Here is a 25,725-nt window from a genome sequence, read left to right on the forward strand (position 1 = left end):
CACTGAAATAGAGTCCGGCAGCGCCACGCCATCACCATGCCCAGCACTACCACGCTCACGATCCAGCAACTTTTCGACGATACCCGCGAGGCGCTGCAGCTGGGCTGGTTTGCTGGTTTTCCAGGTGGCGAAAAAAAGATTTCCGGGGATGCGACCTCCGCCGCCGACCAGGTCGGCCACCTGAACCTGATTCACCCAGGGCGCATACAAGTCTTCGGCCATCAGGAAATCGAATACTACAACCGGCTTTCTCCGGCATCACGCAAGCACCAGACGGAAGAAATGGTGGCCGGCAATCCGCCAGCCTTCATCATTGCTCAGGGACTGGAAACGCCGCCCTATATCCTGTCGGTCTGCGACGAGAAAAACATCCCGCTGTTTTCCACACCGCTTCCCGCAGCGCAGGTAATCGATTACCTGCGGGTCTATCTTTCGAAAGAACTGGCTCAGCGCGTGACCATGCACGGCGTGTTCATGGACGTGCTCGGGGTCGGAGTACTGATCACCGGGGAATCCGGCCTCGGCAAGAGCGAACTCGGGCTGGAACTCATCTCGCGCAACCATGGCCTGGTCGCCGATGATGCAGTCGAATTCGCACGCATTGCGCCCAACATGGTCGAAGGCCGTTGCCCGCCGCTGCTGCGCAATCTGCTGGAAGTGCGGGGCCTCGGGCTGCTCGACATCAAGGCGATTTTTGGAGAAACCGCAGTACGCCGCAAGATGCGGCTGAAACTGATCGTGCACCTCGTGCGGCGCAGTACGCTGGAAGAAAATTACGAGCGTCTGCCGCTGAATTCGCAGACGGAAGACGTGCTCGGCGTGCCGATTCGCAAGGTAGTCATTCCGGTTGCCGCCGGCCGCAACCTCGCGGTACTGCTGGAAGCCGCGGTGCGCAATACCATTCTGCAGTTGCGCGGCATCGACACGCTGAAGGAATTCATGGAGCGGCAGCAAAAAGCAATGAATGGCGAGTGAGGCGAGCGAGGCCGGCCGTTCTCGCCTTGCCTGTGTCTTGTTTGCATCTTCTTCATTGCCGGTTTGGAACCATCCGCAGAGTGCTTCGGGTATGATACTCACCTATGCGCATCATCCTCATCACAGGCATATCCGGATCGGGCAAATCAGTCGGCCTGAATGCACTCGAAGACGCCGGATATTTTTGTGTCGATAACCTGCCGCCGACGTTGTTGCGTCAACTGGTTGCCACCCGCCTCGAAGAAGGTGAACAGACGCTGGCAGTCGCGATGGATGCGCGCAGCGCCGCTTCCCTAGCCGGACTTCCCGCCGACATCCAGATCCTCAGGAATGAAGGCCATGACGTCAAGGTCCTGTTCTTGACCGCCAAGACGGAATCCCTCATCACCCGCTTTTCCGAAACACGTCGCAGCCATCCGCTATCGCACAGGGGCAATGCCAGTACCGCATCGACTGACCAGATGACGCTGACCGAGTGCATCTTGCGCGAGCGCGAAATGCTGTCCCCGATCGAAAGTATTGGGCATGTGATCGACACCTCCGGACTGAGCGCGAACAAATTGCGCAGCTGGATCAAGGATCTGGTGGAGATGGAGCGTGCACCGCTGACCCTGCTGTTCGAGTCTTTCGCATTCAAGTTCGGCGTTCCGCTGGATGCGGACCTGGTCTTCGATGTGCGCGTCCTGCCGAATCCCTATTACGACCTCAAGCTGAGGCCGTTTACCGGCAGGGATGAACCGGTGATCGCCTTCCTCGACTCGCAGGCCCACGTGGCCGAACTGCTCAATGACATTCGCAACTTTGTTGAAAAGTGGCTGCCTGCCTTCAAGAATGACAATCGCAGCTATCTGACGGTTGCTATCGGCTGCACCGGCGGCCAGCACCGCTCGGTATATATCGCGGAACAGCTGGCCCGGCATTTCCGCCAGACGGAGCGCGTACTGCTGCGGCATCGGGAGCTTTCCTGATTCTGGCGTTCGCAGCCAAGCACTGCCATCAATTCTCTCTAATCGCATTCCTCATGACCGACAATCAAACCTGGATCCCGCTTTTTCCGCTCAAGACCGTGCTTTTCCCGGGCGGGATATTGCCCTTGAAGGTCATCGAGGCCCGCTACATCGAGATGGTGCGCAATTGCCTGAAAGATGAAGTCCCTTTCGGCGTTGCGCTGGTCAAGCAGGGGCAGGACGCAGGGGTTTCTGCCGAGCCGGAAGCGGTCGGCTGCCTTGCCCACATCGAGCAGGACAAAATGGCGGAATCCGGCACAATCTCGCTGCGCACGCGCGGGGGCAGGCGCTTCCGGATTCTCGAAACCCGCCTGCTCGCGGACCAGCGGCTGGAAGCCAGGATCGAGTCACTCGCGGAAGATGTTCCAGTCCCGGCCAGCACGATCCATGTGAATTGCGCAAAAGCGCTGAAAGCCATCATCGACAACATTACAGCCAAGGGACGTGCAGAGCAGGGCCAGGCGTTCGTCAGCCCGTTCGCCGAACCGTTCCGGTTTGACAGCGCAGGCTGGGTGGCCAATCGCTGGTGTGAAATCCTTCCGATTCCATTGAAGGCACGCCAGAAACTGCTGGAACTCGACGACGCAGGCACCCGCTTGTCGATCATTCACCAGTATCTGCAGCAGCACAAAATCCTGTAATTACCACCCGAAACATCTCTGTTTCGGGCACCCCGCCTCATGCCGTACGGTCGGAACTTGTTACCGTACGGCATTTTTTTAACCGTTTCTTGTTGTGGCGCAAGTTGGGAGCAGGTGTTTCATAGGATAAATGCAAGATGATCCTGGACACCAATACCCTTATGCTCGTGGACGAGACAAGCGACGCCGTGCGGACTCCGCCGCTCAACCGGCGCTTGAGCGCACTGAAAACGCGTACAACTCAGTTTTCCCCGCTCAGTCTGATTTCCCTGCTGTATGCGCTGAACCTGTTTATTTTTTACCAACAGGAATTCATTTCGGATGCCAGCTTTCTTTGTGGTTCGGCATTCGTCCTGTGCACCGTGATCTTCTTTTACGGCCTGTTCAAGCTGGGCGCCAACAAGCGTTTCGAGGACCCGACGCTGATGCTGCCGCAATTATGCGCGACCGTATCGATCATGCTGCTGATGGCCTATATCGACCGCGCCACCCAGCCGGCCCTGGTGCCCTTCATCCTGATTGCCTTCTCGTTCGGCATTTTCCGGCTTTCGACGCGTTCCCTGGTCCTGATGTCGGCTGCATGCGTCAGCGCTTATCTCGGCATCATCCTCATGCATGCGGACCAGGCGGAACAGATCTCCCTGCTTCGCCATGACTTCATGCAGTGGTGTGTACTCGCTCTTACCCTGCCCGGCATGATCGTGGTCGGCAAGCAGATCCAGAATCTGCGCCAGTTGCTCAGGCTGACCCGCTACCAGCTGGCACACTTCGAAGAAAAGGCGACGCGTGACGAATTGACCGGCCTGTATAACCGCCGCCAGTTGCAGGATGAGCTCGAGCGGGCCAGGGCGCATGCGCGTGCATCGTCGACGCCGTTCTGCATCTGCCTGATCGACATCGACCACTTCAAGAAAATCAACGATGGAAGCGGGCATCTGACAGGGGACACGATGCTGCGCGAATTCGCCAGAGTGGCGCGCAACAGCATTCGCGATACCGACATTCTCGGGCGCTATGGCGGCGATGAATTCATGCAGATCCTGCCGGACACGGATTTGAAAGGCGCCGTCATGCATGCGGAACGCTTGCGGGTGCAGGCGCATTTTCTGGATTTCCAGGCGCTCCTGCCGCAAAAGCATATTTCATTGTCGATCGGGATAGCGCAGTACCGCGACGGGGAAAGCCTCCTGGATTTGATCGCACGCGCCGATGCAGCGCTGTATCGGGCCAAGCAACTGGGGCGCAATCGGGTGGAGTGGGCGGAAGCCGCTTGAGCCCGTCCGCAATTCCACGGCATTTGCTGGTTTTGGGAGCGTAGTGGCCGACGCACCGTTCAACCTGTCATTGGCTCAGCAGATCGGGTTCGGCGAATAGCGCCAGCAACAGTTTCTTGACCGGTGCCGGCAAAGGCGCATCGGCAAGCCTGGCGACCGGATACCAGACATGGCTGCTCTGCGCTGCCATCTGCAGGCGCTTTGCAAGCCTGATCTGGTAAGGCGTCACATGCAGCTTGAAGTGGGTGAAGCCATGCGAGAACGGCAACAGGCGTTCATGCATTGCCATCTCGCCAAAAGGCGCCACTGCATGTGCCAGATCCGCTTCCTCAGGACTCGTGTGATCCATTTCCGGCAAGGACAACAATCCGCCCCAGATGCCGCTACCAGGACGCTGCTGCAGCAGCACCTCGTCGCGATCGGTAACGACCAGCATGGCCACATGTTTTTCCGGCACCGGCTTTTTCGGCTTGCGTACTGGCAGCTGATGCACGCGTTCGGTCGCAAGCGCGATGCAGCGCTGCGCCAGCGGGCATGAGGGGCACGCCGGCTTGCTGCGGGTGCAGAGTGTCGCGCCGAGGTCCATCAAACCTTGCGTATATGCTTCGATATCGTTTTGCGGCAGCAAGGCCACTGCGCGTTGCCAAAGCCTGTCTTCCACTGGCTTCGCTCCAGGATACGCGTCGATGCCGAACACCCGGCAAAACACGCGTTTCACATTTCCATCGAGGATGGCAGTACGCGCGCCGTAGGCAAAGGCGGCAATTGCGGCAGCGGTCGAGCGTCCGATACCCGGCAGGTCCGTCAGCAATTCCGGATCCTTCGGAAACACGCCGTCATATTCGGCAACCACGCGTTGTGCACAACGGTGCAGGTTGCGCGCGCGGCTGTAATAACCCAGCCCGCTCCAGTGCGCCATCACTTCTTCGATGCTTGCAGCAGCCAGCGAGGCAACATCGGGAAAGCGCGCAAGAAATCGCTGGTAATACGGAATGACGGCGGCGACCTGGGTTTGCTGCAGCATGATTTCGGAGAGCCAGATCCGGTAGGCATCGCGCGTGTTTTGCCAAGGCAGGGTGTGGCGGCCGTGCTGCTTTTGCCAGCGAATGACCTCTCCCGAAAAGCCGGGGTCGCTATCGGCGCGCTGAGCTGCCCCAGCCGCCGCTTCATTGGCAATTCTTTTCATGCGGGTATTATGCGGCGGCTTTCAGGAAGGCGAGTTCCGCAGCAATCGCCCGCTTCAGTTCCCCCTCCAACGCAAGCAATGAGCGTTTTTGCTCCTCGAGATCGGCCTGCATTTTTTCAAACTGCTGGATACGCTCTTCCAGGCTCTCGCTGGCCGAATTGATGCGCTCGATCGATTGCCTGCGCCGCTTCAATTGTGCCTTGTGCTCCCCGATTTGCGCTTCCAGTGGCGCCATCACGACTTTCAGCCAGGCTTCGACATCGCGATTGGCCTGCAGGAAGCTGTGCTTGACGCGCGAAGCGATCGAGTCGAAGAACTTTTGCATCAGCACCAGTTGCGGCGTGGTCAGAATTGCAGTGGGGCCGAACTGTTTCTGGTAAATGCCCTCGATCATTTCGATCTCTTTCTGATACCGATCGAGCGAAAAAGGCATGGGCGTGGACAAGGCGAGGCCGTGTTCGGTCGAGAACTTCCGATACATGACCGTCATCATTTCAGTGATTTCACCGGTCTTCTGTTCCGACGCGGCGAGGTTGGCGCGGGCCTGGTCAAAGAAATCCTTCACCGCCTGACGCAGTCCCGCCGAGAACTTGCTCTTTTCCATGGCGTCGCGGGTTTTGCGAATTTCCCTCTTCAGCATGTCCATGCCGAGGCTGGTGAACACCTCTGACGACAGACGGGTGAACACGGAACGCGTGCCTTGCAGCTTGAGCAGGCTGGCATCGAATTCCCTTCTCTCCAGCTCCACCCGCTTCATCATGTGTTCGATGATGTTCTGGTTCTTGCCGCGCAAGCTTTTCAGTTCGACGAGCTGTTCCACCACGTTCCGTACGCGCGCAGCAAGCAACGCCTGCCGCGATGCAGCCAGTTCATCGATGTCCGATGCCAGTTGGGCGCGGATGATGTCCTGTTTGCCCGGAATCAGTTCATGGGACAGCGCGTTTTCCAAAAGCGGCAGGCGGCTTCTCTTCAGCAGCTCCGCATCCTGCGTGACCTTGCCGACCAGGCCCTTTTGGGCGGACACTGGAAATACCTGACGCTCGGCCAGATTCAGGGTCTGGGCCACCTGCGCTGCCTGGCGACCGATCAGTTCATCGACTTCCGCCGGCGTGCGCAATTCATCCCACATGCTGTCGATCTTGTTCAGCACGACCATGCGACCGGGGCTGGTACCGATATGCTGGCGCCAGACCTCGATATCGCTCTTGGTCACGCCGGTGTCGGCAGCCAGAATGAACAGCACTGCGTGCGCATTCGGAATCAGGTTCAGCGTCAATTCCGGCTCGGTGCCGATTGCATTCAAGCCCGGCGTGTCGATAATCACCAACCCCTGCTTCAGCAAGGGATGCGGAAAATTCACGATGGCATGGCGCCATTGCGAAACCTCCACTGTGCCGTCAGGACCGACAGCCAGTGCGGTATCCGGGTCGGCCTCGTCGTATAGCCCATACCGCTTCGCCTCCTCGACCGGCACGCGCTTGGTCAGGCTGACCTGCTTGAATGCTTCGAGCATGCCTTCGCCGGAGGAAATATCGAGCGGCAGCACTGTCCAGAGCTGCGGACTTTCCTTGAAGTCACTGGTGGATTGCGCCTCGGCGCGCGTCTCGATCGGCAGCAGGCGGATCGAGGGCGGGAAGGTTTCGTCGTACAGCAATTCGGTCGGGCACATGGTCGTGCGTCCCGCCGAGGAAGGCAGTATGCGCTGGCCGTAATCGGCGAAAAAAATCGCGTTGATCAATTCCGATTTGCCGCGCGAAAATTCGGCGACGAAAGCAATCGACAGCTTGTCGTCGGTCAGCCGGGCCAATACGCGCGAAAAACGCTGATCGCTTGCTGCATCCGCCAGTTCGGCGGTTTCGATCCATGCGCGATAGCGCTTGAGCGCCTTAGCGACGTTGCCGCGCCATTCGCTGTATTCCTGGAACTTTTCGACCAGATTGCTCACATTTTCCTCAATTCATGCTGGTTTCGATCATGCGCCGGATTCGAAGAACTTCGGCATCGGCCATGCAACCTGAGCTTGCCCGGCGCAAGCTTTGATATCACGCTATTTCTCACAGGAATCTAGCATCCGTCTTCACTTTTGACAATTTGGACAGTAGAAGGTGGAGCGCTGACCTTGCCTGATCTGCCTGATCGATGCACTGCAAACACGGCAGGGCTGATCGGCACGGTCGTAGACAAAGTAGCTTTGCTGGAAATAGCCGGGCTGACCATTGACTGCCAAAAAATCGCGCAGGGTGCTGCCCCCCTGCTCTATGGCGGCAGTCAAGATCTCCCGTATCGCCTTTGCCAGCTTTTCATAACGCGCAAGACCGATGCGGCGAGCCGGCGTCCTGGGATTGATGCCGGCCTTGAACAAGCTCTCGCAGGCGTAGATATTGCCCACACCAACGACAATGTCTCCCGCCAGCAACACCTGCTTGACGGGAGCCGTTCGATTGCGAGTCTGTTCATACAGGACATTCGCATCAAATCCTTCTTCGAGCGGTTCCACGCCCAGCCCCCGCAGCAGCAGATGGTCGCCGATTGCACCGTCTTCGCGTCCATGCCACAGCACGGCGCCAAACCGCCGCGGGTCATTCAGACGCAGCATTTGCGTGTCCATGACCAAATCGAAATGATCATGCTTTCGCGCAGGCGTGGTGGAAGGCAGGACGCGCAAATGGCCCGACATGCCCAGATGAACGATGAGCGTGCCGTGATCGAATTCGATCAGCAGATATTTTCCGCGCCGGCCGATGCCTCGTATGGTTCGCCCCTGAATTCGTGCCGGCAAATCTGGCGGGAACGGCCAGCGCAGACCGGAATGCCGGAGGATGACTGCCTTGACGGTTTGCCCTTCGAGATGCGGCGCCACACCGCGCCGCGTCACTTCAACTTCTGGCAATTCAGGCATGCTTGAAATAGATTTTCACGTGAAAAGATTGCAGTAGCGCAACACAAAAGCAATGTGCTGGCACAGCACATGTCAGTTCGTTGAGCGTAGAATTATTATTTGGTTGCGGGAACATGTGGAGCAATCCCGTTAGGATAGACTGTTCAAATTCATCCGATTAGCCAGGATCGCCATTGAAAAACCTCCTCCTTATTGTAACCCTGTCAGCCGCACTGTCCGCATGTGCCGGGTTGTCTTCTCAACGCCCGTCCACGATGACGACTGGCGAGGCCTCCTCGACCAGCCCTGATGCCGGAAAAAGCTCGGCAAGTGCTGAGACCGCCTCCAAGACGGGCAGCGCGCAGAATGCGGAGGCAAACGAGGCCTCCTTGCCCGAAGTCGAATTGACCAGCGAGATGCTGTACCGACTGCTCACTGCGGAGATTGCCTTCCAGAGGGGCAACTGGCAAATGGCATATGTCACCATGCTGTCCACCGCGCAGCAGACACGCGACCCTCGCCTTGCTCACCGGGCAGCGGAAATTGCGTTGACTGCCAAGCAGCCGGAAGAAGCGTTCAACGCAGTCAAGGTATGGCGCGCACTGGCCCCGAATTCGGAAGAAGCCACCCAGTATTACCTGAGCTTCGTGGTCCTTGGCGACAATCTTGAAGAAGCCAAGCCGATCATCGAAGAGCGGCTGCGGGAAGCAGCTCCGGCAACGCGCGGCGTGCTGATTTTCCAGGTGCAGCGATTGCTGGCACGCGCGAAGGACAAAGACGCCGCGTTTTCCTTGCTGGAACAATTGCTGGCCCCCTATTCATCGATGCATGAAACCCATCTCGCACTGGCGCAGGGCGCATTTGCCAAAGGCGATTTGCAACGCGCACGGGATGAGGCGCAGACGGCGCTAAAGGACAAGCCCGATTCCGAACTGGCCGCGCTCACCATGGCGCAAGTGCTTCCGGACAAGAACGACGCATTGCGGTCACTCGCGGATTTCCTGGCAAGGAACCCCAAGGCGCGCGATGTCCGCATGGCTTATGCGCGGATGCTGGTCGATCAGAACCAGTACGAGCAGGCACGGAAAACTTTCGAAGTCTTGCTGAAGGACCAGCCGAAGGAGCCGACCCTGCTGTACGCACTGGGCGTGCTGGCTGCACAAATGAATGACTACCAGGCAGCCGAAAATTACCTGACGTCCTACCTGAATGTCCTGGCAGCCAACCAGGATGAAGAACGCGATCCCACCCAGGCACTGCTGTTGCTGGCGCAGATCGCGGAAGAGCGCAAGGACCTGGATGGCGCGCTGAAATGGCTGTCGCAGGTCGAACCGGGCGAAGGCTATTTCGGCGCCCAACTCAAGCGCGCCCAGATCATCGGCAAGCGCGGCGACATGGCAGGCGCGCGCAAGGTGCTGACTGACCTGCACGCTTCCGGCGAACGGGAAGAGACGCAAGTCATTCTTACCGAAGGGCAGATCCTGCGCGATGCCAACCGCATGCCGGAAGCCATGAATGTGCTGAAAGCCGGCCTCAAGCGCTTCCCGAAAAACACGGAACTGCTGTACGACTACGCGATGATGGCGGAAAAGAGCAACCAGCTCGACGCCATGGAAAGCTCGCTGCGCAAGATCATCGAGATTGCCCCCAACAACCAGCATGCCTACAACGCTCTCGGATACTCGCTGGCGGAACGCAATGTTCGCCTGCAGGAAGCCTATACGCTGATCGAGAAGGCACTGTCGCTGGCTCCGGAAGATCCGTTCATTATGGATAGCATGGGCTGGGTGCAATATCGTATGGGCCGGCTGAATGAAGCGGAAAGCCTCCTGCGCCGTGCCTATGAATTGCGGCCCGATGCGGAAATCGCAGCTCACTTGGGCGAAGTGCTGTGGATCAAGGGCCAAAAGGATGCTGCGCAAAAGCTGTGGCGCGCGGCACAAACCAAGGATCCGCAGAACGACACCCTAAAAAGCACGCTCGCGCGACTCAATGTGAATCTATGACGAGCGGCACTGCGCGCCTGCGCATTTTTTCCCTTGTGCTGCCCTTGCTGCTGGCAGGCTGCGCAAGTCTGAGCCCTTCTGGCGCCAACAAGCTCCCGCCGGCGGCAACTGCCCCGGCGGAGAGTCGAATCTATTTCGGCACCATCGAACTCGGCGGACGCTTGTCAGTGTTCTATCAGAATCCGAGAACCGGCAAGGATGAAGCACTGCACGGCAGCTTCACTTGGGAACAAACCCCGGACCAGACCCGGGTTACGCTACTGTCTCCGCTGGGACAGACCATCGCCATCATTACCGTTGCTGCTGAAGGCGCCACCCTGATGCAAAACGGAAAGACGGTGAGTGCCGCTGGCGACGTCGATACGCTGGTAATGCAGACGCTCGGCTGGCCCCTGCCCATCGCCGGACTGCATGAATGGCTGCAAGGTTTCGGAACCGACGCAGCCGGCCAGCGTTTCATCGCAACTCCCCTGACGCCAGAAGTCAATACCCGCGACAACTGGCATATTCGCTACGTGAACTGGGAGAATGAAGCTGGCCCCGACCCGGTGCGGCCGAGAAGGATAGACCTTGGACGCAGGACATCCGAAGCGGGTGACGTTTCCATTCGCATTGTCATCGATACCTGGCGCCCGCACTGATGCTGCATTCCCTGGACAATTGCCCGGCCCCCGCCAAACTGAACCTGTTCCTGCACGTCGTTGGGCGTCGGACAGACGGCTACCATTTGCTGCAGACCGCGTTCCAGCTCCTTGATTACGGCGATCTGTTGCATTTCCGTCTGCGTGATGATGGCGCAATCCGCCGTATTACCGACATTTCCGGCGTGCCGGAGGAAGCGGACCTGGTCGTGCGCGCTGCCCGACTGCTGAAAGCAGCCGCATTGCAGCGCCAGAACAGGGAAATCCCAGGCGTCAGCATTGCCATCGAAAAGCGGCTGCCAATGGGTGGCGGGCTGGGCGGCGGCTCTTCGGATGCAGCAACGACTCTGATTGCGTTGAATCATTTGTGGCAAACCGGCCTGACGCGCGCGGAATTGATGGCGCTTGGCTTGCAACTGGGCGCGGATGTCCCCTTCTTCCTGTTTGGACAGAATGCGTTTGCCGAAGGCGTCGGCGAAGCGCTGCAGGCGCTCGGTACGTCCGACTGCTGGTATCTGGTCATCGAACCTGGCGTGTCGGTTCCGACCGCATCAATATTTGCCTCGCCGGAATTGACAAGGGATTCGAAACCGGTCAGAATATCGGACTTTCTCGCAGCACAAAACAGCTTCGGGAAAAACGACCTCCAAGCTGTTGCATCCCGACTGTTTCCGCAGATTGCTGAAGTGATCGAATGGCTGAAGCCCTACGGGAATGCGAGAATGACAGGTTCCGGGGCTTGCGTGTTTTGCGCGTTTTCAGAAGAGCGCCAAGCCGATGAGGTGCTCGCGAAATTGCGGCAAGCCGGACCAAGTCAGTGGAAAGCTTGGAAAGCGAAATCGATTGAGCGACACCCGCTCTCGCATTTGCTCAGGTCGTAGTCAAGATTTTTGTTTGCCGTCGTATTAGCGGAAGACGCGGAATACGACGGCAAATGCCCGGTTGTGTAGGGGAGTCGCCAAGTCGGTTAAGGCACCGGATTTTGATTCCGGCATTCGAGGGTTCGAATCCTTCCTCCCCTGCCATTCAATTCAAGTAAGAAGACAGTGATCAAAAAAGCCGCCAACGCAGGACTGACAAGTCAAGCATTGGCGGCTTTTCAAGCTTTTAACGTTTAACAATTGCAGCTAGGTGTCCCATGGCGCTTGAAAACCTGATGGTCTTTACCGGCAACGCAAATCCGGAGTTGGCCGCCGGTGTTGCCAAGCAATTAGGCATTCCGCTCGGCAAAGCCGTCGTCTCCAAGTTCTCTGACGGCGAAGTGATGGTCGAGATCAACGAGAATGTCCGCGGCAAGGATGTGATCGTGCTGCAATCGACCTGCGCGCCGACCAATGATCACCTGATGGAGATCATGCTGATGGTCGATGCACTGAAGCGCGCCTCCGCCGGCCGCATCACCGCAGCCATCCCGTATTTCGGCTATGCACGCCAGGACCGCCGGCCGCGTTCGGCGCGGGTGGCGATTTCCGCCAAAGTGGTCGCCAACATGCTGCAGGAAGCCGGAGTCGAACGCGTGCTGATCATGGATCTGCATGCCGACCAGATCCAGGGCTTTTTCGACATCCCGGTCGACAACATCTATGCATCGCCTGTCTTACTGAGCGACCTGGTCAGCAAGAAATACGACAACCTGCTGGTTGTCTCACCCGACGTCGGCGGCGTGGTCCGCGCCCGTGCGCTGGCCAAGCGCCTGGACTGCGACCTGGCCATCATCGACAAGCGCCGGCCGAAAGCCAATGTATCCGAAGTCATGAACATCATTGGCGAAGTGGAAGGCCGCAACTGCGTGATCATGGATGACATGGTCGATACCGCCGGCACCCTGACCAAAGCGGCAGAAGTGCTGAAAGAGCGCGGCGCCAAGAAAGTCATCGCTTATTGCACGCACCCCGTGCTGTCCGGACCGGCCATCGAGCGTATCGCCACCTCGCCACTGGACGAACTGGTGGTCACCGATACGATTCCCCTGTCGGCGGCCGCCAAGGCCTGCAGCAAGATCCGCCAGCTGACCTGCGCCGGATTGCTCGCCGAGACCTTCAAGCGCATCACCAAGGGCGATTCTGTGATGTCGCTGTTCGCCGACTGATACTGTAGTTTTCACATCATCCGCAGGGATGGTGTCTTTTGAATCCCCTGGTCGCGGGGGGTTGCCACCGCAGGACGAAACATCCTGCATACATTGGAGCTTTAACATGAAAGTGATCGCATTTCCACGCAAAGAGCAGGGGACCGGAGCGAGCCGCCGCCTGCGCAAAGCGGGCCAAACCCCTGGCATCATCTATGGCGGCAATGGTGCGCCCGTCACCGTCGCACTGGACCATAACGCGCTGTTCCACGCCCTGAAGAAGGAAACCTTCCATTCTTCGATCCTCGACATGGAAGTCGAAGGCAAGGTGGAAAAAGTTCTGCTGCGCGACTTCCAGATGCACGCATACAAGCAACTGGTCTTGCACGTCGACTTCCAGCGCGTCGATCCGAATCAGAAGATCCACGTCAAGGTTCCGCTGCACTTCATCAATGCGGAAATCTCCCCGGCCGTGAAGCTGGGCGGCGGCATCATCAGCCACGTGGCATCCGAACTGGAAATCAGCTGCCTGCCGGGCGACCTGCCAGAGTTCATCGAAGTCGATCTGTCCAAGATGGAAGTCGGTGCTTCGCTGCACCTGTCCGACGTCCAGTTGCCGAAAGGCGTTACGCCGGTATTGCACGGCGGCCAGGACAACCCGACCATCGCAACCGCCAGCGTGCCGGCCGGCCAAGTTGCCGCTGAAGGAGAGGCTGCCGAAGGCGCCGCCGAGGCTGCAGCACCTGCCGAGAAGAAGTAATCCGGCCTGCAGTCCTTGCCGAAGTAAGGAAAACCCGTCATTCGTGGCGGGTTTTTTTGTTTTCCGCCCAAGCAAAATCCCTGCTCCCGCCTGCTGCCACTTGATCGCAGATTGGCACCGGGCAGCGACATCCGGGATAATTTGCTTTTCCATTGTTAAAGGCCGTCGCTGGAAACCGGTGCAATCCGGCAAACGACTGCGGCATATTCGATCACCTGCATTTCGCCATGTCCATTCGCCTCATTGTTGGCCTCGGCAATCCTGGCCTGGAATACGAACAAACCCGCCATAACGCCGGCTTCTGGCTGGTCGACAACCTTGCCGGCCGCCCGTTGGCCCGGGAAGCACGCTACAACGCGCTGGCGGGAAAAATCACGATCGCCGGACAGGAAGTATGGCTGCTCGAGCCGCAGACCTTCATGAACCGCTCCGGCCAGTCGGTGGGTGCCTTGGCGCGCTTTTACAAGATCGCCCCGGACGAGATCCTGGTTGCGCACGATGAGCTGGACCTGCCGCCGGGCGTGGCCAAGATCAAGAAGGGCGGCTCTTCCGGCGGTCACAACGGCCTGAAGGACATCACCGCTGCCCTTGGCACCCAGGATTACTGGCGGCTGCGCATCGGTATCGGACATCCGCGCTCGCTCAATCTCGCGCAGCCGGTCATTGACTTCGTGCTGCACCGTCCACGCAAGGAAGAGCAAGTCCTCATCAACGACGCCATCGAAAAGAGCCTGGATGTCATTCCGCTCCTGTGCGAAGGCAAGTTCGAAGCTGCGATGATGCGGCTGCATTCCTCGAAACCGTGAAAGCCGGCACACCCTGCGCCAGACGATGCCGCAAGACCCGCGCCGATTCTGCGGGCCGGCGCAAATGTGAAAGCGGCCTCCGCGGCCGATCACGCCTTAGACCGAGAACAAAAGCATGACAGCATTATCCATACAGGCCGGACCGAAAGCGCTTGCGCATCTGCGCAGGCACGGCTTGCGCGCACGGGATATCGCACTGATTCCCGCTGCGGCAGGCGGTCCGAAGGGCTTGATCTTCCAAGCGCTCGACCAATGGCTGTTCAGCAGCTGGCTGCCTTCCGCACCGCGCGAGCGCACCTTGATCGGCGCCTCGATAGGCGCATGGCGCATGGCTGCCGCCTGCCATGCGGACCCGGCGGCCGCCTTCCAGCGCCTGGGCGATCTGTATTGCGAACAGCGTTATCCGCACAAGCCCTCGCCACAGTTCGTATCGGCCGCTTGTGAAAAGATGCTGGCCGACCTGATCGGCGGTCATGAAGCCGAGATCGCCAATCATCCGCACAACCGGCTCCACATTCTCGCCGCGCTCGGCCGCAGGCTGCTGAAAGCGCCGCAAAAAAATGCCGCCGTGATGTCAGGCTTCGGACTGGCCGTGCTCGGCAACCTGATGTCCCGCAGCCAGCTGTCGCATCATCTGGCACGGGTAGTGATTGGCGACCCGCGCGATCAGTCTGCCTGGCTGAAAACCCGATTCGATGCCTTTCCCACTGAATTTGCGCAGCTGTCCGCGGACAATCTCGCCCCTGCCCTGCTGGCTTCAGGGACGCTGCCTATGATCATGGAGCCGGTGCGCGCAATTCCCTCCGCGCCTTCTGGCACCTACTGGGATGGCGGTCTGATCGACTATCATCTGGCGCTGCCGTATTCGCGCGTGGTGGATGCCGCAGACGGCGGACTGGTGCTGTATCCGCATTTCAACGACCACATCGTTCCCGGCTGGTTCGACAAGCAACTGCCATGGCGTCGTGCAGCCAAGGGTAAGAATCGTGCTTGGCTGGACAATGTCATTCTCGTCTCCCCGTCGCGCAGCTTCTTGCAGAAACTGCCACGGAAAAAGCTGCCTGATCGCAATGACTTCGTCGAATACGGCAGCGACAATGCCTCCCGCGTCCGCGACTGGAAAGCCGCCATGCGCGAGGGCGAGCGCCTGCGTGATGCGCTCGCCAGCTTCGTCGAAAAGCCGGATCTCGGCCTGGTGCAGCCGATCTGAGCGCAACCGAGGCCGGGCGCCCGCGGCCGGCCTTTGGAGCGGGAATACCGGGGGAGTTACAATAGCCATCTTTTTCGCAGGGCGTCGCCAATCGCTGCCCCACCGGCGTTCCCGGCCCTGCGGCCTAACCTGAATCCCAGCTGATGGACTCGCCGGCGGCATTGCCTATGAGCCTCCTCAGCGCCTTTTGAATGAGAAGGTTGTTCCATGAGTCTCAAATGCGGCATCGTCGGCCTGCCCAATGTCGGCAAATCCACCCTGTTCAATGCACTGACCAAGGCGGGCATCGCTGCGGAAAACTATCCCTTCTGCACTATCGAGCCGAACGTCGGCATCGTGGAAGTGCCTGATCCGCGCCTGAAAGCTTTGTCTGACATCGTCAAACCCGAGCGCATCGTGCCGGCCACCGTCGAATTCGTCGACATCGCCGGGCTGGTGGCTGGCGCGTCGAAAGGCGAAGGCCTGGGCAACCAGTTCCTCGCCCACATCCGCGAGACTGATGCGATCGTCAACGTGGTGCGCTGCTTCGAAGATCCGAACGTGGTGCACGTGGCGGGCAAGGTCGATCCGCTGGCCGACATCGAAGTGATCCAGACCGAACTGGCGCTGGCCGACTTGGCGACCGTGGAAAAGACGGTGCAGCGCGAGAGCAAGAAAGCCAAAGCCGGTGACAAGGAAGCGATCAAGCTGGTCGCCGTGCTGGAACGCATCCTGCCGCAGCTTAACGAGGCCAAGCCGGTGCGCGCCATGGGTCTGGATGCGGAAGAGATGGCATTGATCAAGCCGCTGTGCCTGATTACCGCAAAGCCGGCGATGTATGTGGCCAACGTCGCCGAAAACGGCTTCACCAACAATCCGCTGCTCGACCAGCTGACGCAATACGCGCAGTCGCAGAATGCACCAATCGTCGCCATCTGTGCCGCGATTGAAGCCGAGATCGCCGACCTCGACGAGGAAGACAAGGGCGCCTTCCTGGCCGATATGGGCATGGAAGAACCGGGCCTCAACCGCCTGATCCGCGCCGGCTTCAAGCTGCTTGGCCTGCAGACCTACTTCACCGCCGGCGTGAAGGAAGTGCGCGCCTGGACTATCCATGTCGGCGACACTGCGCCCCAGGCGGCGGGCGTGATCCACACCGACTTCGAGCGCGGCTTCATCCGCGCGCAGACGATCGCGTATGAAGACTTCATCGCCTACAAGGGCGAACAGGGTGCGAAGGAAGCCGGCAAGATGCGCGCCGAAGGCAAGGAGTACATCGTCAAGGATGGCGATGTGCTGAATTTCCTGTTCAACGTCTAAGCCGAATATCGGATTCCGCCGGATTCCCGCGGACAAAGAAAACCCCGTAAAGCCTTGTGCTTACGGGGTTTTTTAATGTGCTCTTGTCGCAAGTGAATCGGCCAAAAGGCAATCTTCTGCGCCTTCACGCATCAGACTGCCTTAAAGTTTCCGCTTTCTCGAATCCCTAGCAGGCTCTCAGCCTCCCACCTCCCTGATGCCGATGACGGTTCCTTCTCGGCGCTGATCGGCGCCACCATATTGTTTCCCGTTCCTCAGGTCGATCACCACGCCTTGTACCGAACCAATGGTGGACGTACATGCCGGTACGCCATTGGTCTGCGGAACCTGATGGCCCAGTGCGGCCACACCTTGCAGAGCCTCCGCTGAAAATCCTCTTTCGCAGCTGATGGTGCCGGCGGCACTGGTCACTGACCAGCGCGGCGCATCGATGGCCTGCTGGATCGACATATGGTGGTCGATGAGATTGAGAGTGACGTTGAACACAGAGTTGATGATGGTGGCCCCGCCTGGAGAACCGTAGGCGGCAACAGGTTTGCCTTGGTAGAACAGCATGGTCGGCGCCATCGAGGAGCGCGGCCGCTTGTTCGGGGCGACGTCATTGGCTCCCGGGTTGCCAGTGGCGTCATTGCGCGTAGGCGTGAAATTGAAGTCGGTAAGCTCATTGTTGAGCAGGAAGCCATAGCCGGGTACCACAATGCCGGTGCCCCAGGTGTTTTCGATCGTCGTCGTGTACGACACCACGTTGCCTTCCTGATCAACGACAGAGAAATGGGTGGTATGGACGCCTTTCTCTTCCTCAATGCCTGCGAGCCTGAGCGGTGCATCCGCGGCAGCGGAAGCGGTATCGCATGGGCGAGGGTCCCCTGCAGTAGCGCTTGCCAGCCTTTGTTCCGGATTGATCAGCAGCCGGCGTATGTTGAGATAGCAGGATGAGATCAGTCCCCGTTTTGGCACAGGCACAAAATCCTCGTCACCCATCCAGACTGCGCGGTCGGCGAAAGCCAAACGCATGGCCTCCGTCATGACATGCAGGGTACGCGTGCTGCCAAAGCCAAAACCTTGAGACGTGTCACCGATCGGAAATTGCTCCAGCATTTTGAGCATCTGGATGATGGTCAGCCCGCCGGACGATGGCGGCGACATCGACTTGATCGTCACGCCGCGATATTCACCTTCCACCGGCACGCGCTCCGCGACATCGTACGCAGCCAGGTCCTGAAGGGTCATGCGACCGACACCTGCGGCCCCCAGGGTCGGATTGCTACGCTTCTGCGCTTGGACGATGGCTTGCGCGATCTCGCCCTTGTAAAACACCTGGCTGCCTTGGCCGGCAATCAGGCGGAAGGTCTTGGCCAGATCGGGTTGACGCAGCAGATACCCTTCAGGCAACGGGCTGCCGTCAGGGAGCCGGAAGATGGCACGTGTTTCCGGCTGCAGCGAAGTGCGCTCATCTTTGATGTCCGCCGCCAGGAAGCGGTTGATGTGAAAGCCGCTGTCGGCCAGCGTGATGGCTGGCTGCAATGTTTCGGCCAGGGTTTTCGTGCCCCATCTGGCCAGCGCGGTTTCCACGCCCAGCAGAGTGCCGGGGACGCCGACCGCATGGCCGCTGGTGGACGCGGCATCAAAGCTCTGGTTGAGGAACATATCGGGAGTGGCAGCCGCCGGTGCCTTTTCCCGCGAGTCAATGATGAAGGTCTTATTCGACTTGGCGAGATGGATCATCATGAAGCCGCCGCCGCCGATGCCGGAAAATTGCGGCTCGACGACGTTGAGCGCAAACTGGATTGCCGCCGCAGCATCGATGGCATTGCCACCCTGCTCCAGCATACGGGCGCCAGCCTCGGCAGCCAGCGGATGGGAGACTGAGACGACGCCCTTGCGGTAGGCCTGCTCCTGTGCGGCAAGCGTATTGGGGAATGTCTGGACCTTATTCTCTGCGACGGCCAGGGAGGTGCTCAAGGCGACAGCAAGGGGAAGTACGCGCAATATGCGCAGCAATGACTTGCTCATGTAAATCCTTTCTTGTTCATGGGAATAAAGGCCTTGCCAAGCAAAGTGTGAACTTGCTGCCGCACACCTTTTGCCCGCAACTGCTACCGCCTGTGAACGTGCAGTAGTGACTGGAAGTGTAGTAAGCCATCGCTGCTTTGCCAGCGCATTGCTCATCCGCTTGACCGCGATCAAGTATTGCAATGGCCAACCCTGATCTTACAAAAGCGAAAGCGCAACATCGAACCTGCATCGACAACTGCAAGCAGCATGCGCTGCATGTTCTTCATGAAGGCTCATTCGTGCGACGCGGGTATGTACGCAGGAACGCTTTACGCAAGCTCGTTGAGAAACGGCTTGCAACCGAGCACGGCTGAGAATAGGCAATCCGATATTGGCCGTTTACAATCCAGCATTTGCGGAAACACATACACGAACATGCCTATCCTCACCGAACTCAACCTCTACCCCATCAAGTCCTGTGGCGGCATCGCGCTGCGCGAAGCGACGCTGACCGCGGCTGGCCTGATGAGCGAGCATGTGTATGACCGTGAATGGATGGTGGTCGATGCGCATGGCGAATTCCTGACACAGCGCAGCTGTCCGCGCATGACGCTGGTCACGCCGCGGATCAAGGCCGATACGCTGGAACTGCGCGCGCCGGGCATGATGCGACTGGAGATTCCTCTCGACCTGCCGGACCCGGATGAAGCGCCGACGCTGGAGGTGAGGGTGTGGGGCGATACGGTGAAGGCTTACGACTGCGACGACACCACCGCCGCGTGGTTTTCCAATGTGCTCGGTCAGCCCTGCCGGCTGGTGCGCTTTCATCCGCATGCCAGCCGCCATGCAAGCAGGAAGTGGACTGGCGGGGTGGAAGCACCCACCCTGTTTGCCGATGGCTATCCGATGCTGGTCATTTCCGAAGCGTCACTGGAAGACCTGAACGGCAAATTGCGGGCGCAGAAACGCGAAGCGCTGAGCATGAACCGCTTCCGGCCGAATATCGTCATCAGTGGCGTCGAGGCATACGAAGAGGATTATGCGGACCGCCTCACCATCGGCAGCGCGGCACTCAAGCCAGTGAAGCCCTGCGCGCGCTGCAACGTTCCTTCGGTGGATCAGGCAACCGGCGTCATCGGCCCGGATCCGCTCGACATATTGCAAACCTATCGCGCCAACCCGAAGGTCGACGGCGGCATCACGTTCGGCATGAATGCAATCCTGCTGGAGGGAGAGGGTCAGGTGGTGCGTGTGGGGCAGGAAGTCGACGTTAGCCTTGCGTTCGCCTGAATGAAGTCTTCCACAGCCCTTGCCCCAAGTGGCACGCCCCGGATTTCGTAGCCGCGCCTTCCGCGCGCAGGCCAGCATTGCGGGCCGTGAATCGCTCTAAGCCTTCAGCGCAGTCTGCAGCCGCTCATACTTGGCCTGCAGTTCTTCCTTCGTCTCGCGCCATTCCGGATTGAAGGGAATGCAGCTTACCGGGCAGACCTGCTGGCACTGCGGCTCGCTGAAGTGACCGACGCATTCGGTGCACTTGTTCGGATCGATTTCGTAAATTTCCGGGCCCATGGAGATTGCCTCGTTCGGGCACTCCGGCTCGCATACATCGCAGTTGATGCAATCATCTGTAATCATCAGGGCCATGACAACCTCTACAACTTAAGACAGCCCTTATTGACCCATTTTCCTGATCTTTTCCTTCAACCATTTTTCCACTGAAGGGAAAACGAATTTCGATACATCACCGCCGAGGATGGCGATTTCGCGCACGATGGTGCCGGAGATGAACTGATATTGATCGGAGGGGGTCAGGAACAGGGTTTCCACATCGGGCAAGAGATAGCGATTCATGCCGGCCATCTGGAACTCGTACTCGAAGTCGGACACGGCACGCAGGCCGCGCACGATGACGCGCGCGTCGTTGGCGCGAACGAAGTCCTTCAGCAGGCCGGAGAAGCTCTCGACCTGTACGTTCGGATAATGACCGAGCACTTCATTGGCAATCGACAGGCGCTCGTCCAGCGTGAAGAAAGGCTTCTTGCTCTTGCTGTCGGCGACGCCGACGATCAGCTTGTCGAACAGGCCCGAAGCGCGGCGCACCAAATCTTCATGTCCGCGGGTGAGCGGATCAAAGGTTCCTGGATAAACGGCTGTGACCATCGCGTTTCCCTAAACGAAAAGAAGGCACATTATGCCTGAATTTCAGGCACCGCTTTGCGGCGCAGCAAGTGATAAAACACCATCCCCGCCTTATTCGCGCGCACGCTCTCCCATGGTCTGAGCCAGTCGGGGCCGTTTTCCTCGTCCAGCGACTGCTCCGCTTCGGCATACACCAGGCCTCCCACTTCGAGCAGGCGCTCGCACAAAGGAAGCATCTTCGCAAGCCAGCCGTGGTGATAAGGCGGATCAAGGAAGATCACATCAAAGCGCGCGTGCTCCCCATCGCGGCGCTCGACCAAACTGTGCGCAATGCGCCCAGCATCGCCTTGCAATATCGTCACCTGCTCCGCATTCAGTTTAGCCTTGCTCGCCTCCATCCGCTTCACGGCAGGCAAATAATTTTCGACCATGAGTACGCTCGCAGCTCCGCGGCTTGCCGCTTCGAAACCGAAGGCGCCGGTTCCGGCAAACAGGTCGAGGCAGCGGACATTGTCCCAGCTGCCCTCAAGCAAATGATTCAACCAGTTGAACACGGTCTCTCGGACGCGGTCCGGCGTAGGCCGCAAACCTTCCGCGTCCAGCACTGGCAAGGGCGTGCGCTTCCACTGCCCGCCGATGATGCGCACCTGTTGCGCCGGCCCGCCGCCATGTTGCGGCATCGCCCTGCCCCGCTTTTGCTGCTTTTGCATGTGCTATTGCTCCGGCCCGACCACGACCGTGGTCAGGCGGTCCAGCGAGACTTTCCGGCTGAAGGCACTCCGGATGTCGGCGAGCGTGACCTTGGCGACATTGGCGGTCCAGGTGTCGAGGTAGTCGAGCGGCAGGTTGTAAAAGCCAATGGCGGCGACGTTGTCGAGAATCTTGCGGTTGTTATCGATGCGCAAGGCAAAGCCGCCGATCAGGTTGTCCTTGGCCGCCTTCAATTCCTCCTGCGTCGGCCCGTCGCGCAGGAAAGTGGCGAGCGTATCCTGCACCACCTTGAGCGCCTGCTCGGTCTGCTCCTTCTTGGTCTGCAAGCCGATCTGGAATGGCCCCTGCTGCGCCAGCGGATTGAAATAGCTGTAGGCGCTGTAGGACAGGCCGCGCTTCTCGCGCACTTCGTAGGTCAGGCGTGACACGAAGCCGCCGCCGCCAAGCACATAGTTGCCGACGATGAGAGGAAAATAATCCTTGTCGCCGCGGGCGACAGCCGGCTCGCCGATCAGCACATGGGCCTGAGAAGCGGGGTGCAGGATGTATTCCTTCTTGGCCTGAAGTACCGGCACCGAAGGCAGGGGCGGCAGCGGCTCACCCTGCGGCAGGCGCACGGTGAGCTGCCGCGCCATGGCATCCGCATCGGCGCGGCTGATGTCGCCGATGATCGCGATGATGGCGCGATTGGCCACGTAGTAGGTGCGATGGAAATTGATCAGGTCTTCCCGGGTAATTGCTTCAACCGAAGACGCGGTTGCCTGGCTTGCATAGGGATGCATGCCGTAGAGCAGGCGCCAGAAGGCCTTGTCGGCAATTGTTTCCGGCTTGGTGTCATCTTCCTTGATGGAAGCGATGGTGCGCGCCTTGTCGCGTGCCAGCAGCTCATCAGGAAAACCCGGCTGGGCCAGGATGCGTGCCACCAGCATGACGGCCTTGTCGCGCTCGGCCGGGCTCGACAAGGTACGCAATGTAGCGCCAGCCCTGTCCAGCCCCGCACCGCCACCGCGCTGGGCCGCGGTATCGGCCAGCGCATCGGAGATCTGCGCCTCGGTCAGTGCCGGTTCGGAAACCGGCGTCTCGGACGCGTGCACGCCGCGTGCCAGCATGGCATTGGTCAGTGCGGCAGTGCCGGCCTTTCCTTCGGGATCGCGGCGCGCGCCGGCATCGAATTCGATGCTCGCATCCACGATAGGGATTGAATGATTTTCCACGAACAAGACGCGGGCACCGTTGTCCAACGTCCATGACTGGATCTTCAAAGTGGCATGCGCGACAGGCGCGCAAACTATCGCAAAAGCCAGAACGAGATATCGGATCATGATGGTTTTGTGCGTTCTCTATGTCTGAGCGGGCAAGCCGGGAGCATCAATGACGCAGTCCCGGCGGCTCCGGTTTTTTCTCGGTGAGCGGCAAGGGCACGAGGGTGGCAACGGTCAGGGTATCGTCGCGAAAATACTTCTGTGCGACGGCCTGCACCTGCGCCGGCGTCACTTCGCGCAGCTTTTCGATGATGCGGTCGATCAGGGTCTGTGAAATGCCCGTCATTTCCATGACGCCGATCTCCATTGCCTGGCCGAAGATGGAATCGCGCTTGTAGATCTGGCCGGCGATCAATTGCGCCTTGACCCGGTTCAATTCCTCTTCGGACACGCCATCCTTTGCAATGCGCTCCACTTCCGCGCGCAGACGCTGTTCCAGCTGTTCGGTGGTGGTGCCGCGTGCGGGCGTGCCATCCAGCAGGAACAGCACCGGCCCGCGGGAATTGCCCGAGTAACCTGCGCCCACTTCGTTCGCGATGCGCTCGGTGCGTACCAATCTCGCGTTCAGCCGCGCATTGTCGTAGCCGTCGAGGACCGCGGCCAGCACTTCCAGCGCATGCGAGTCGGTATCCTTCTCGACGTCGCGCAAGGCCGGCACCTTGAATGCGAGCACGACATAGGGATTTTCTGCCGGTGCCTTGACGGTGACGCGCCGGATGCCCTGCTGCTCGGGTTCAATCTGCGGCTTGGTCGGGATCAGGGTCTTGGCGGGAATCTTGCCGAAATGCTTGTTGGCGAGCGCGAACACCTTCTTGGCGTCGACATCCCCGCACACCACCATGATCGCATTGTTCGGCGCATACCAGCGGTCATACCAGGCTTTTGCATCCCGTACCGTCATGTTCATCAGGTCGCTCATCCATCCCGCCACCGGATGATGGTAGGGATGAGCCACGAAGGCCGACGCGTTCAGGGCTTCATAGACTTTCGGAATCGGCAGGTCTTCGGTACGCCAGCGGCGCTCTTCCATCACCACCCGTATTTCGCGCGAGAACTCGTCCTTGTCGAATACGAGATTGGCCATGCGATCCGCTTCGAGCGCCATGACTTGTTCCAGCCTGGACTTCTCCACCTGCTGGAAGTACGCAGTGTAGTCCTTGCTGGTGAAGGCATTCTCACGCCCGCCCAGTGCGGCCACCTTGCGGCTGAACTCGCCCGGCTTGAGCGTCTTGGTGCCCTTGAACATCATGTGTTCGAGGGCATGAGCCACGCCAGTCGTGCCATTGGTTTCATCCATGGCTCCGACCTTGTACCAGATCATGTGGGCGACGGTCGGCGCGCGGTGATCCTCCTTGACAATGACTTTCATGCCATTTTGCAAGATGAATTCCTTCGCGGGTTCGGCCTGGGCGAGCGGCGACAGCAGGACAGCCACCAATGCCCAAAACCCAAGTGCAGTTCGAATTTTCATAATCTGTGCTCTGATAAAATGTGCGATTTGGATCTTCGACGACACCAAGCGCCAACGGTTGGTGAAGGGATTGTATCTTTTTTCGTCAGCGCAGCTTCCTGCGCCTCGTCAGCCTCTTTCCTCATTCCAATGTTTAGTTTTTTCAAGAAAAAACCGAAAGACCAGCCTGTTTCCCAGCCGGCCCTTGAGCCGGAATCCGCTCAACCGGCAGAGCCGGCGAGCGCCGAGGCGCCGGCTCCCGAGGCAAGGACTGACGCGCCCGCGCCTAGTCCGGTGCCGCCGCAAAAGCAGTCATGGTTCGCGCGCTTGAGAGGATCTGCCGCTGCCCCGGCGCAGGAGGCTGCTCCGGAAGTTGTGCCGGAAGTTGCGCCGCCGGCAAATGCCGCGCCCGTGCCCACTGCCGAACCGGAATTCGTACCGCAACCCGAATCCGTCACTCAGCCCGAGCCGGAAGACGAAGGCGAAATCGTCGAGATACCGGTGCCGGCGGCGGAAAAGCAATCCTGGCTAGCGCGCCTGAAAGCCGGCCTATCGAAGACGTCGAGCAGCCTGACCACGCTGTTTGTCGGCGCAAAGATCGACGACGAGCTGTATGACGAACTGGAATCGGCGCTGCTGATGGCTGATGCGGGCGTCGAGGCGACCCAGTACTTGCTGAATGCCCTGAAGAAAAAGGTCAAGGAGGAAAAGCTCACTGAAGCGGCACAGGTCAAGGCCGCGCTGCGCAGCCTGCTGATCGGGCTGCTGACCCCTCTGCAAAAGCCGCTGGTGCTGGGACGGGTCCAGCCTCTGGTGATGATGATTTGCGGCGTCAACGGTGCCGGCAAGACCACCACCATCGGCAAGCTTGCCAAGCATTTGCAGGCCCATCGGCAATCGGTCCTGCTGGCCGCAGGCGATACCTTCCGTGCCGCGGCACGCGAGCAGCTCACGATCTGGGGCGAGCGCAACAATGTCACGGTGATTGCGCAGGAATCCGGCGACCCGGCGGCAGTGGCCTTCGATGCGGTGCAATCGGCGCGCGCGCGCCGTACCGATGTGGTCATGGTGGATACCGCGGGCCGGTTGCCGACCCAGCTCCATCTGATGGAAGAACTCAAGAAGATCAAGCGCGTGATCGGCAAGAGCATGCCTTCCGCTCCGCATGAGCTGCTGCTGGTCATCGATGGCAATACCGGGCAGAACGCGCTGGCTCAGGTCAAGGCTTTCGACGATGCGCTGCAGCTGACCGGCCTGGTGATCACCAAGCTCGACGGGACTGCCAAGGGCGGCGTGCTTGCGGCAATTGCAAAAACCCGCCCGGTGCCGGTATATTTCATCGGCGTCGGAGAAAAGATCGAGGATTTGCAGGCATTCAATGCCGAAGAATTTGTCGACGCCCTCTTGAGCTGATCTG

The 25,725-nt window shown here is 59.4% G+C and carries 23 protein-coding genes and 1 tRNA gene; 15 read left to right on the forward strand and 9 right to left on the reverse strand.

Features of this window, described 5'->3' with window-relative positions; translation table 11 throughout:
- Positions 1–36 precede the first annotated feature (36 nt).
- From hprK to HGHM_RS13310, 4 genes are all read left to right on the forward strand, one after another.
- Positions 37–975 (forward strand): HPr(Ser) kinase/phosphatase, encoded by a 939-nt coding sequence (gene hprK, locus HGHM_RS13295; RefSeq protein WP_019142031.1) that lies wholly within the window; start codon positions 37–39, stop codon positions 973–975.
- Positions 976–1,079: 104 nt separating this feature from the next.
- Entirely contained in the window at positions 1,080–1,943 is an 864-nt protein-coding gene (rapZ, locus tag HGHM_RS13300; protein ID WP_019142032.1) for an RNase adapter RapZ, read from the forward strand.
- A gap of 53 nt (positions 1,944–1,996) precedes the next feature.
- The gene (locus HGHM_RS13305; RefSeq protein WP_019142033.1) at positions 1,997–2,623 is read left to right on the forward strand and encodes an LON peptidase substrate-binding domain-containing protein; all 627 of its coding nucleotides are present in this window, start codon (positions 1,997–1,999) and stop codon (positions 2,621–2,623) included.
- 137 nt (positions 2,624–2,760) lie between these two features.
- The gene (locus HGHM_RS13310; protein ID WP_019142034.1) at positions 2,761–3,897 is read left to right on the forward strand and encodes a GGDEF domain-containing protein; all 1,137 of its coding nucleotides are present in this window, start codon (positions 2,761–2,763) and stop codon (positions 3,895–3,897) included.
- Between the two features lie 67 nt (positions 3,898–3,964).
- Here the strand turns inward: HGHM_RS13310 and mutY are convergent, their stop codons facing one another.
- The 3 genes from mutY to mutM form a co-directional block, all read right to left on the reverse strand.
- Positions 3,965–5,083, reverse strand: coding sequence for an A/G-specific adenine glycosylase (gene mutY, locus HGHM_RS13315; RefSeq protein WP_019142035.1), 1,119 nt, complete (start codon positions 5,081–5,083; stop codon positions 3,965–3,967).
- A gap of 7 nt (positions 5,084–5,090) precedes the next feature.
- Entirely contained in the window at positions 5,091–7,028 is a 1,938-nt protein-coding gene (locus HGHM_RS13320) for a dynamin family protein (protein ID WP_019142036.1), read from the reverse strand.
- A 132-nt stretch (positions 7,029–7,160) separates the two neighbouring features.
- The gene (mutM, locus tag HGHM_RS13325; protein ID WP_019142037.1) at positions 7,161–7,982 is read right to left on the reverse strand and encodes a bifunctional DNA-formamidopyrimidine glycosylase/DNA-(apurinic or apyrimidinic site) lyase; all 822 of its coding nucleotides are present in this window, start codon (positions 7,980–7,982) and stop codon (positions 7,161–7,163) included.
- Positions 7,983–8,236: 254 nt separating this feature from the next.
- Between mutM and HGHM_RS13330 the strand changes: the two genes are divergently transcribed.
- The 9 genes from HGHM_RS13330 (at position 8,237) to ychF (ending at position 16,751) form a co-directional block, all read left to right on the forward strand.
- A complete protein-coding gene (locus HGHM_RS13330) occupies positions 8,237–9,967 on the forward strand; it encodes a tetratricopeptide repeat protein (RefSeq protein WP_019142038.1) in 1,731 nt (576 codons plus the stop codon).
- A complete protein-coding gene (locus HGHM_RS13335) occupies positions 9,964–10,608 on the forward strand; it encodes an outer membrane lipoprotein LolB (RefSeq protein WP_019142039.1) in 645 nt (214 codons plus the stop codon). The genes HGHM_RS13330 and HGHM_RS13335 overlap by 4 nt, the downstream gene beginning before the upstream one ends.
- Entirely contained in the window at positions 10,608–11,489 is an 882-nt protein-coding gene (gene ispE, locus HGHM_RS13340; protein WP_019142040.1) for a 4-(cytidine 5'-diphospho)-2-C-methyl-D-erythritol kinase, read from the forward strand. The genes HGHM_RS13335 and ispE overlap by 1 nt, the downstream gene beginning before the upstream one ends.
- Positions 11,490–11,556: 67 nt before the next feature.
- Positions 11,557–11,633: transfer RNA gene (locus tag HGHM_RS13345), tRNA-Gln, on the forward strand.
- Between the two features lie 113 nt (positions 11,634–11,746).
- Positions 11,747–12,697, forward strand: coding sequence for a ribose-phosphate pyrophosphokinase (locus tag HGHM_RS13350; RefSeq protein WP_019142041.1), 951 nt, complete (start codon positions 11,747–11,749; stop codon positions 12,695–12,697).
- 106 nt (positions 12,698–12,803) lie between these two features.
- Complete coding sequence (locus tag HGHM_RS13355; RefSeq protein ID WP_019142042.1) at positions 12,804–13,436, forward strand: 50S ribosomal protein L25/general stress protein Ctc; 633 nt, start codon at positions 12,804–12,806, stop codon at positions 13,434–13,436.
- A 227-nt stretch (positions 13,437–13,663) separates the two neighbouring features.
- Positions 13,664–14,242: an aminoacyl-tRNA hydrolase gene (gene pth / locus HGHM_RS13360; RefSeq protein WP_019142043.1), complete on the forward strand. Its 579-nt coding sequence runs from the start codon at positions 13,664–13,666 to the stop codon at positions 14,240–14,242.
- 115 nt (positions 14,243–14,357) lie between these two features.
- Entirely contained in the window at positions 14,358–15,452 is a 1,095-nt protein-coding gene (locus tag HGHM_RS13365) for a patatin-like phospholipase family protein (protein WP_019142044.1), read from the forward strand.
- A 207-nt stretch (positions 15,453–15,659) separates the two neighbouring features.
- A complete protein-coding gene (ychF, locus tag HGHM_RS13370) occupies positions 15,660–16,751 on the forward strand; it encodes a redox-regulated ATPase YchF (RefSeq protein ID WP_019142045.1) in 1,092 nt (363 codons plus the stop codon).
- Positions 16,752–16,928: 177 nt separating this feature from the next.
- Here ychF and ggt read toward each other — a convergent pair whose 3' ends face one another.
- The gene (ggt, locus tag HGHM_RS13375; protein WP_019142046.1) at positions 16,929–18,764 is read right to left on the reverse strand and encodes a gamma-glutamyltransferase; all 1,836 of its coding nucleotides are present in this window, start codon (positions 18,762–18,764) and stop codon (positions 16,929–16,931) included.
- Positions 18,765–19,181: 417 nt separating this feature from the next.
- Here ggt and HGHM_RS13380 point away from each other — a divergent pair, with 417 nt between their 5' ends.
- Positions 19,182–20,036, forward strand: coding sequence for an MOSC domain-containing protein (locus tag HGHM_RS13380; protein ID WP_019142047.1), 855 nt, complete (start codon positions 19,182–19,184; stop codon positions 20,034–20,036).
- 96 nt (positions 20,037–20,132) lie between these two features.
- On the opposite strand, the gene HGHM_RS13385 is transcribed toward HGHM_RS13380, so the two are convergent.
- From HGHM_RS13385 to HGHM_RS13405, 5 genes are read right to left on the reverse strand one after another with little or no spacing between them, the layout of a single operon-like run.
- Positions 20,133–20,390 (reverse strand): YfhL family 4Fe-4S dicluster ferredoxin, encoded by a 258-nt coding sequence (locus HGHM_RS13385; RefSeq protein WP_026076008.1) that lies wholly within the window; start codon positions 20,388–20,390, stop codon positions 20,133–20,135.
- 27 nt (positions 20,391–20,417) lie between these two features.
- Positions 20,418–20,906: a pantetheine-phosphate adenylyltransferase gene (gene coaD / locus HGHM_RS13390; RefSeq protein WP_019142049.1), complete on the reverse strand. Its 489-nt coding sequence runs from the start codon at positions 20,904–20,906 to the stop codon at positions 20,418–20,420.
- A gap of 29 nt (positions 20,907–20,935) precedes the next feature.
- The gene (gene rsmD, locus HGHM_RS13395; protein ID WP_019142050.1) at positions 20,936–21,595 is read right to left on the reverse strand and encodes a 16S rRNA (guanine(966)-N(2))-methyltransferase RsmD; all 660 of its coding nucleotides are present in this window, start codon (positions 21,593–21,595) and stop codon (positions 20,936–20,938) included.
- Positions 21,596–21,598: 3 nt separating this feature from the next.
- Positions 21,599–22,918 carry a M16 family metallopeptidase gene (locus HGHM_RS13400; protein ID WP_026076009.1) on the reverse strand — a complete coding sequence of 440 codons (1,320 nt, stop codon included), beginning with the start codon at positions 22,916–22,918 and terminating at the stop codon, positions 21,599–21,601.
- 46 nt (positions 22,919–22,964) lie between these two features.
- The gene (locus tag HGHM_RS13405) at positions 22,965–24,329 is read right to left on the reverse strand and encodes a M16 family metallopeptidase (protein ID WP_026076010.1); all 1,365 of its coding nucleotides are present in this window, start codon (positions 24,327–24,329) and stop codon (positions 22,965–22,967) included.
- Positions 24,330–24,458: 129 nt separating this feature from the next.
- Between HGHM_RS13405 and ftsY the strand changes: the two genes are divergently transcribed.
- A complete protein-coding gene (gene ftsY / locus HGHM_RS13410; RefSeq protein ID WP_026076011.1) occupies positions 24,459–25,721 on the forward strand; it encodes a signal recognition particle-docking protein FtsY in 1,263 nt (420 codons plus the stop codon).
- Positions 25,722–25,725 lie beyond the last annotated feature (4 nt).

Source organism: Noviherbaspirillum massiliense JC206, from assembly GCF_000312045.1.
Lineage (GTDB): Bacteria > Pseudomonadota > Gammaproteobacteria > Burkholderiales > Burkholderiaceae_D > Noviherbaspirillum > Noviherbaspirillum massiliense.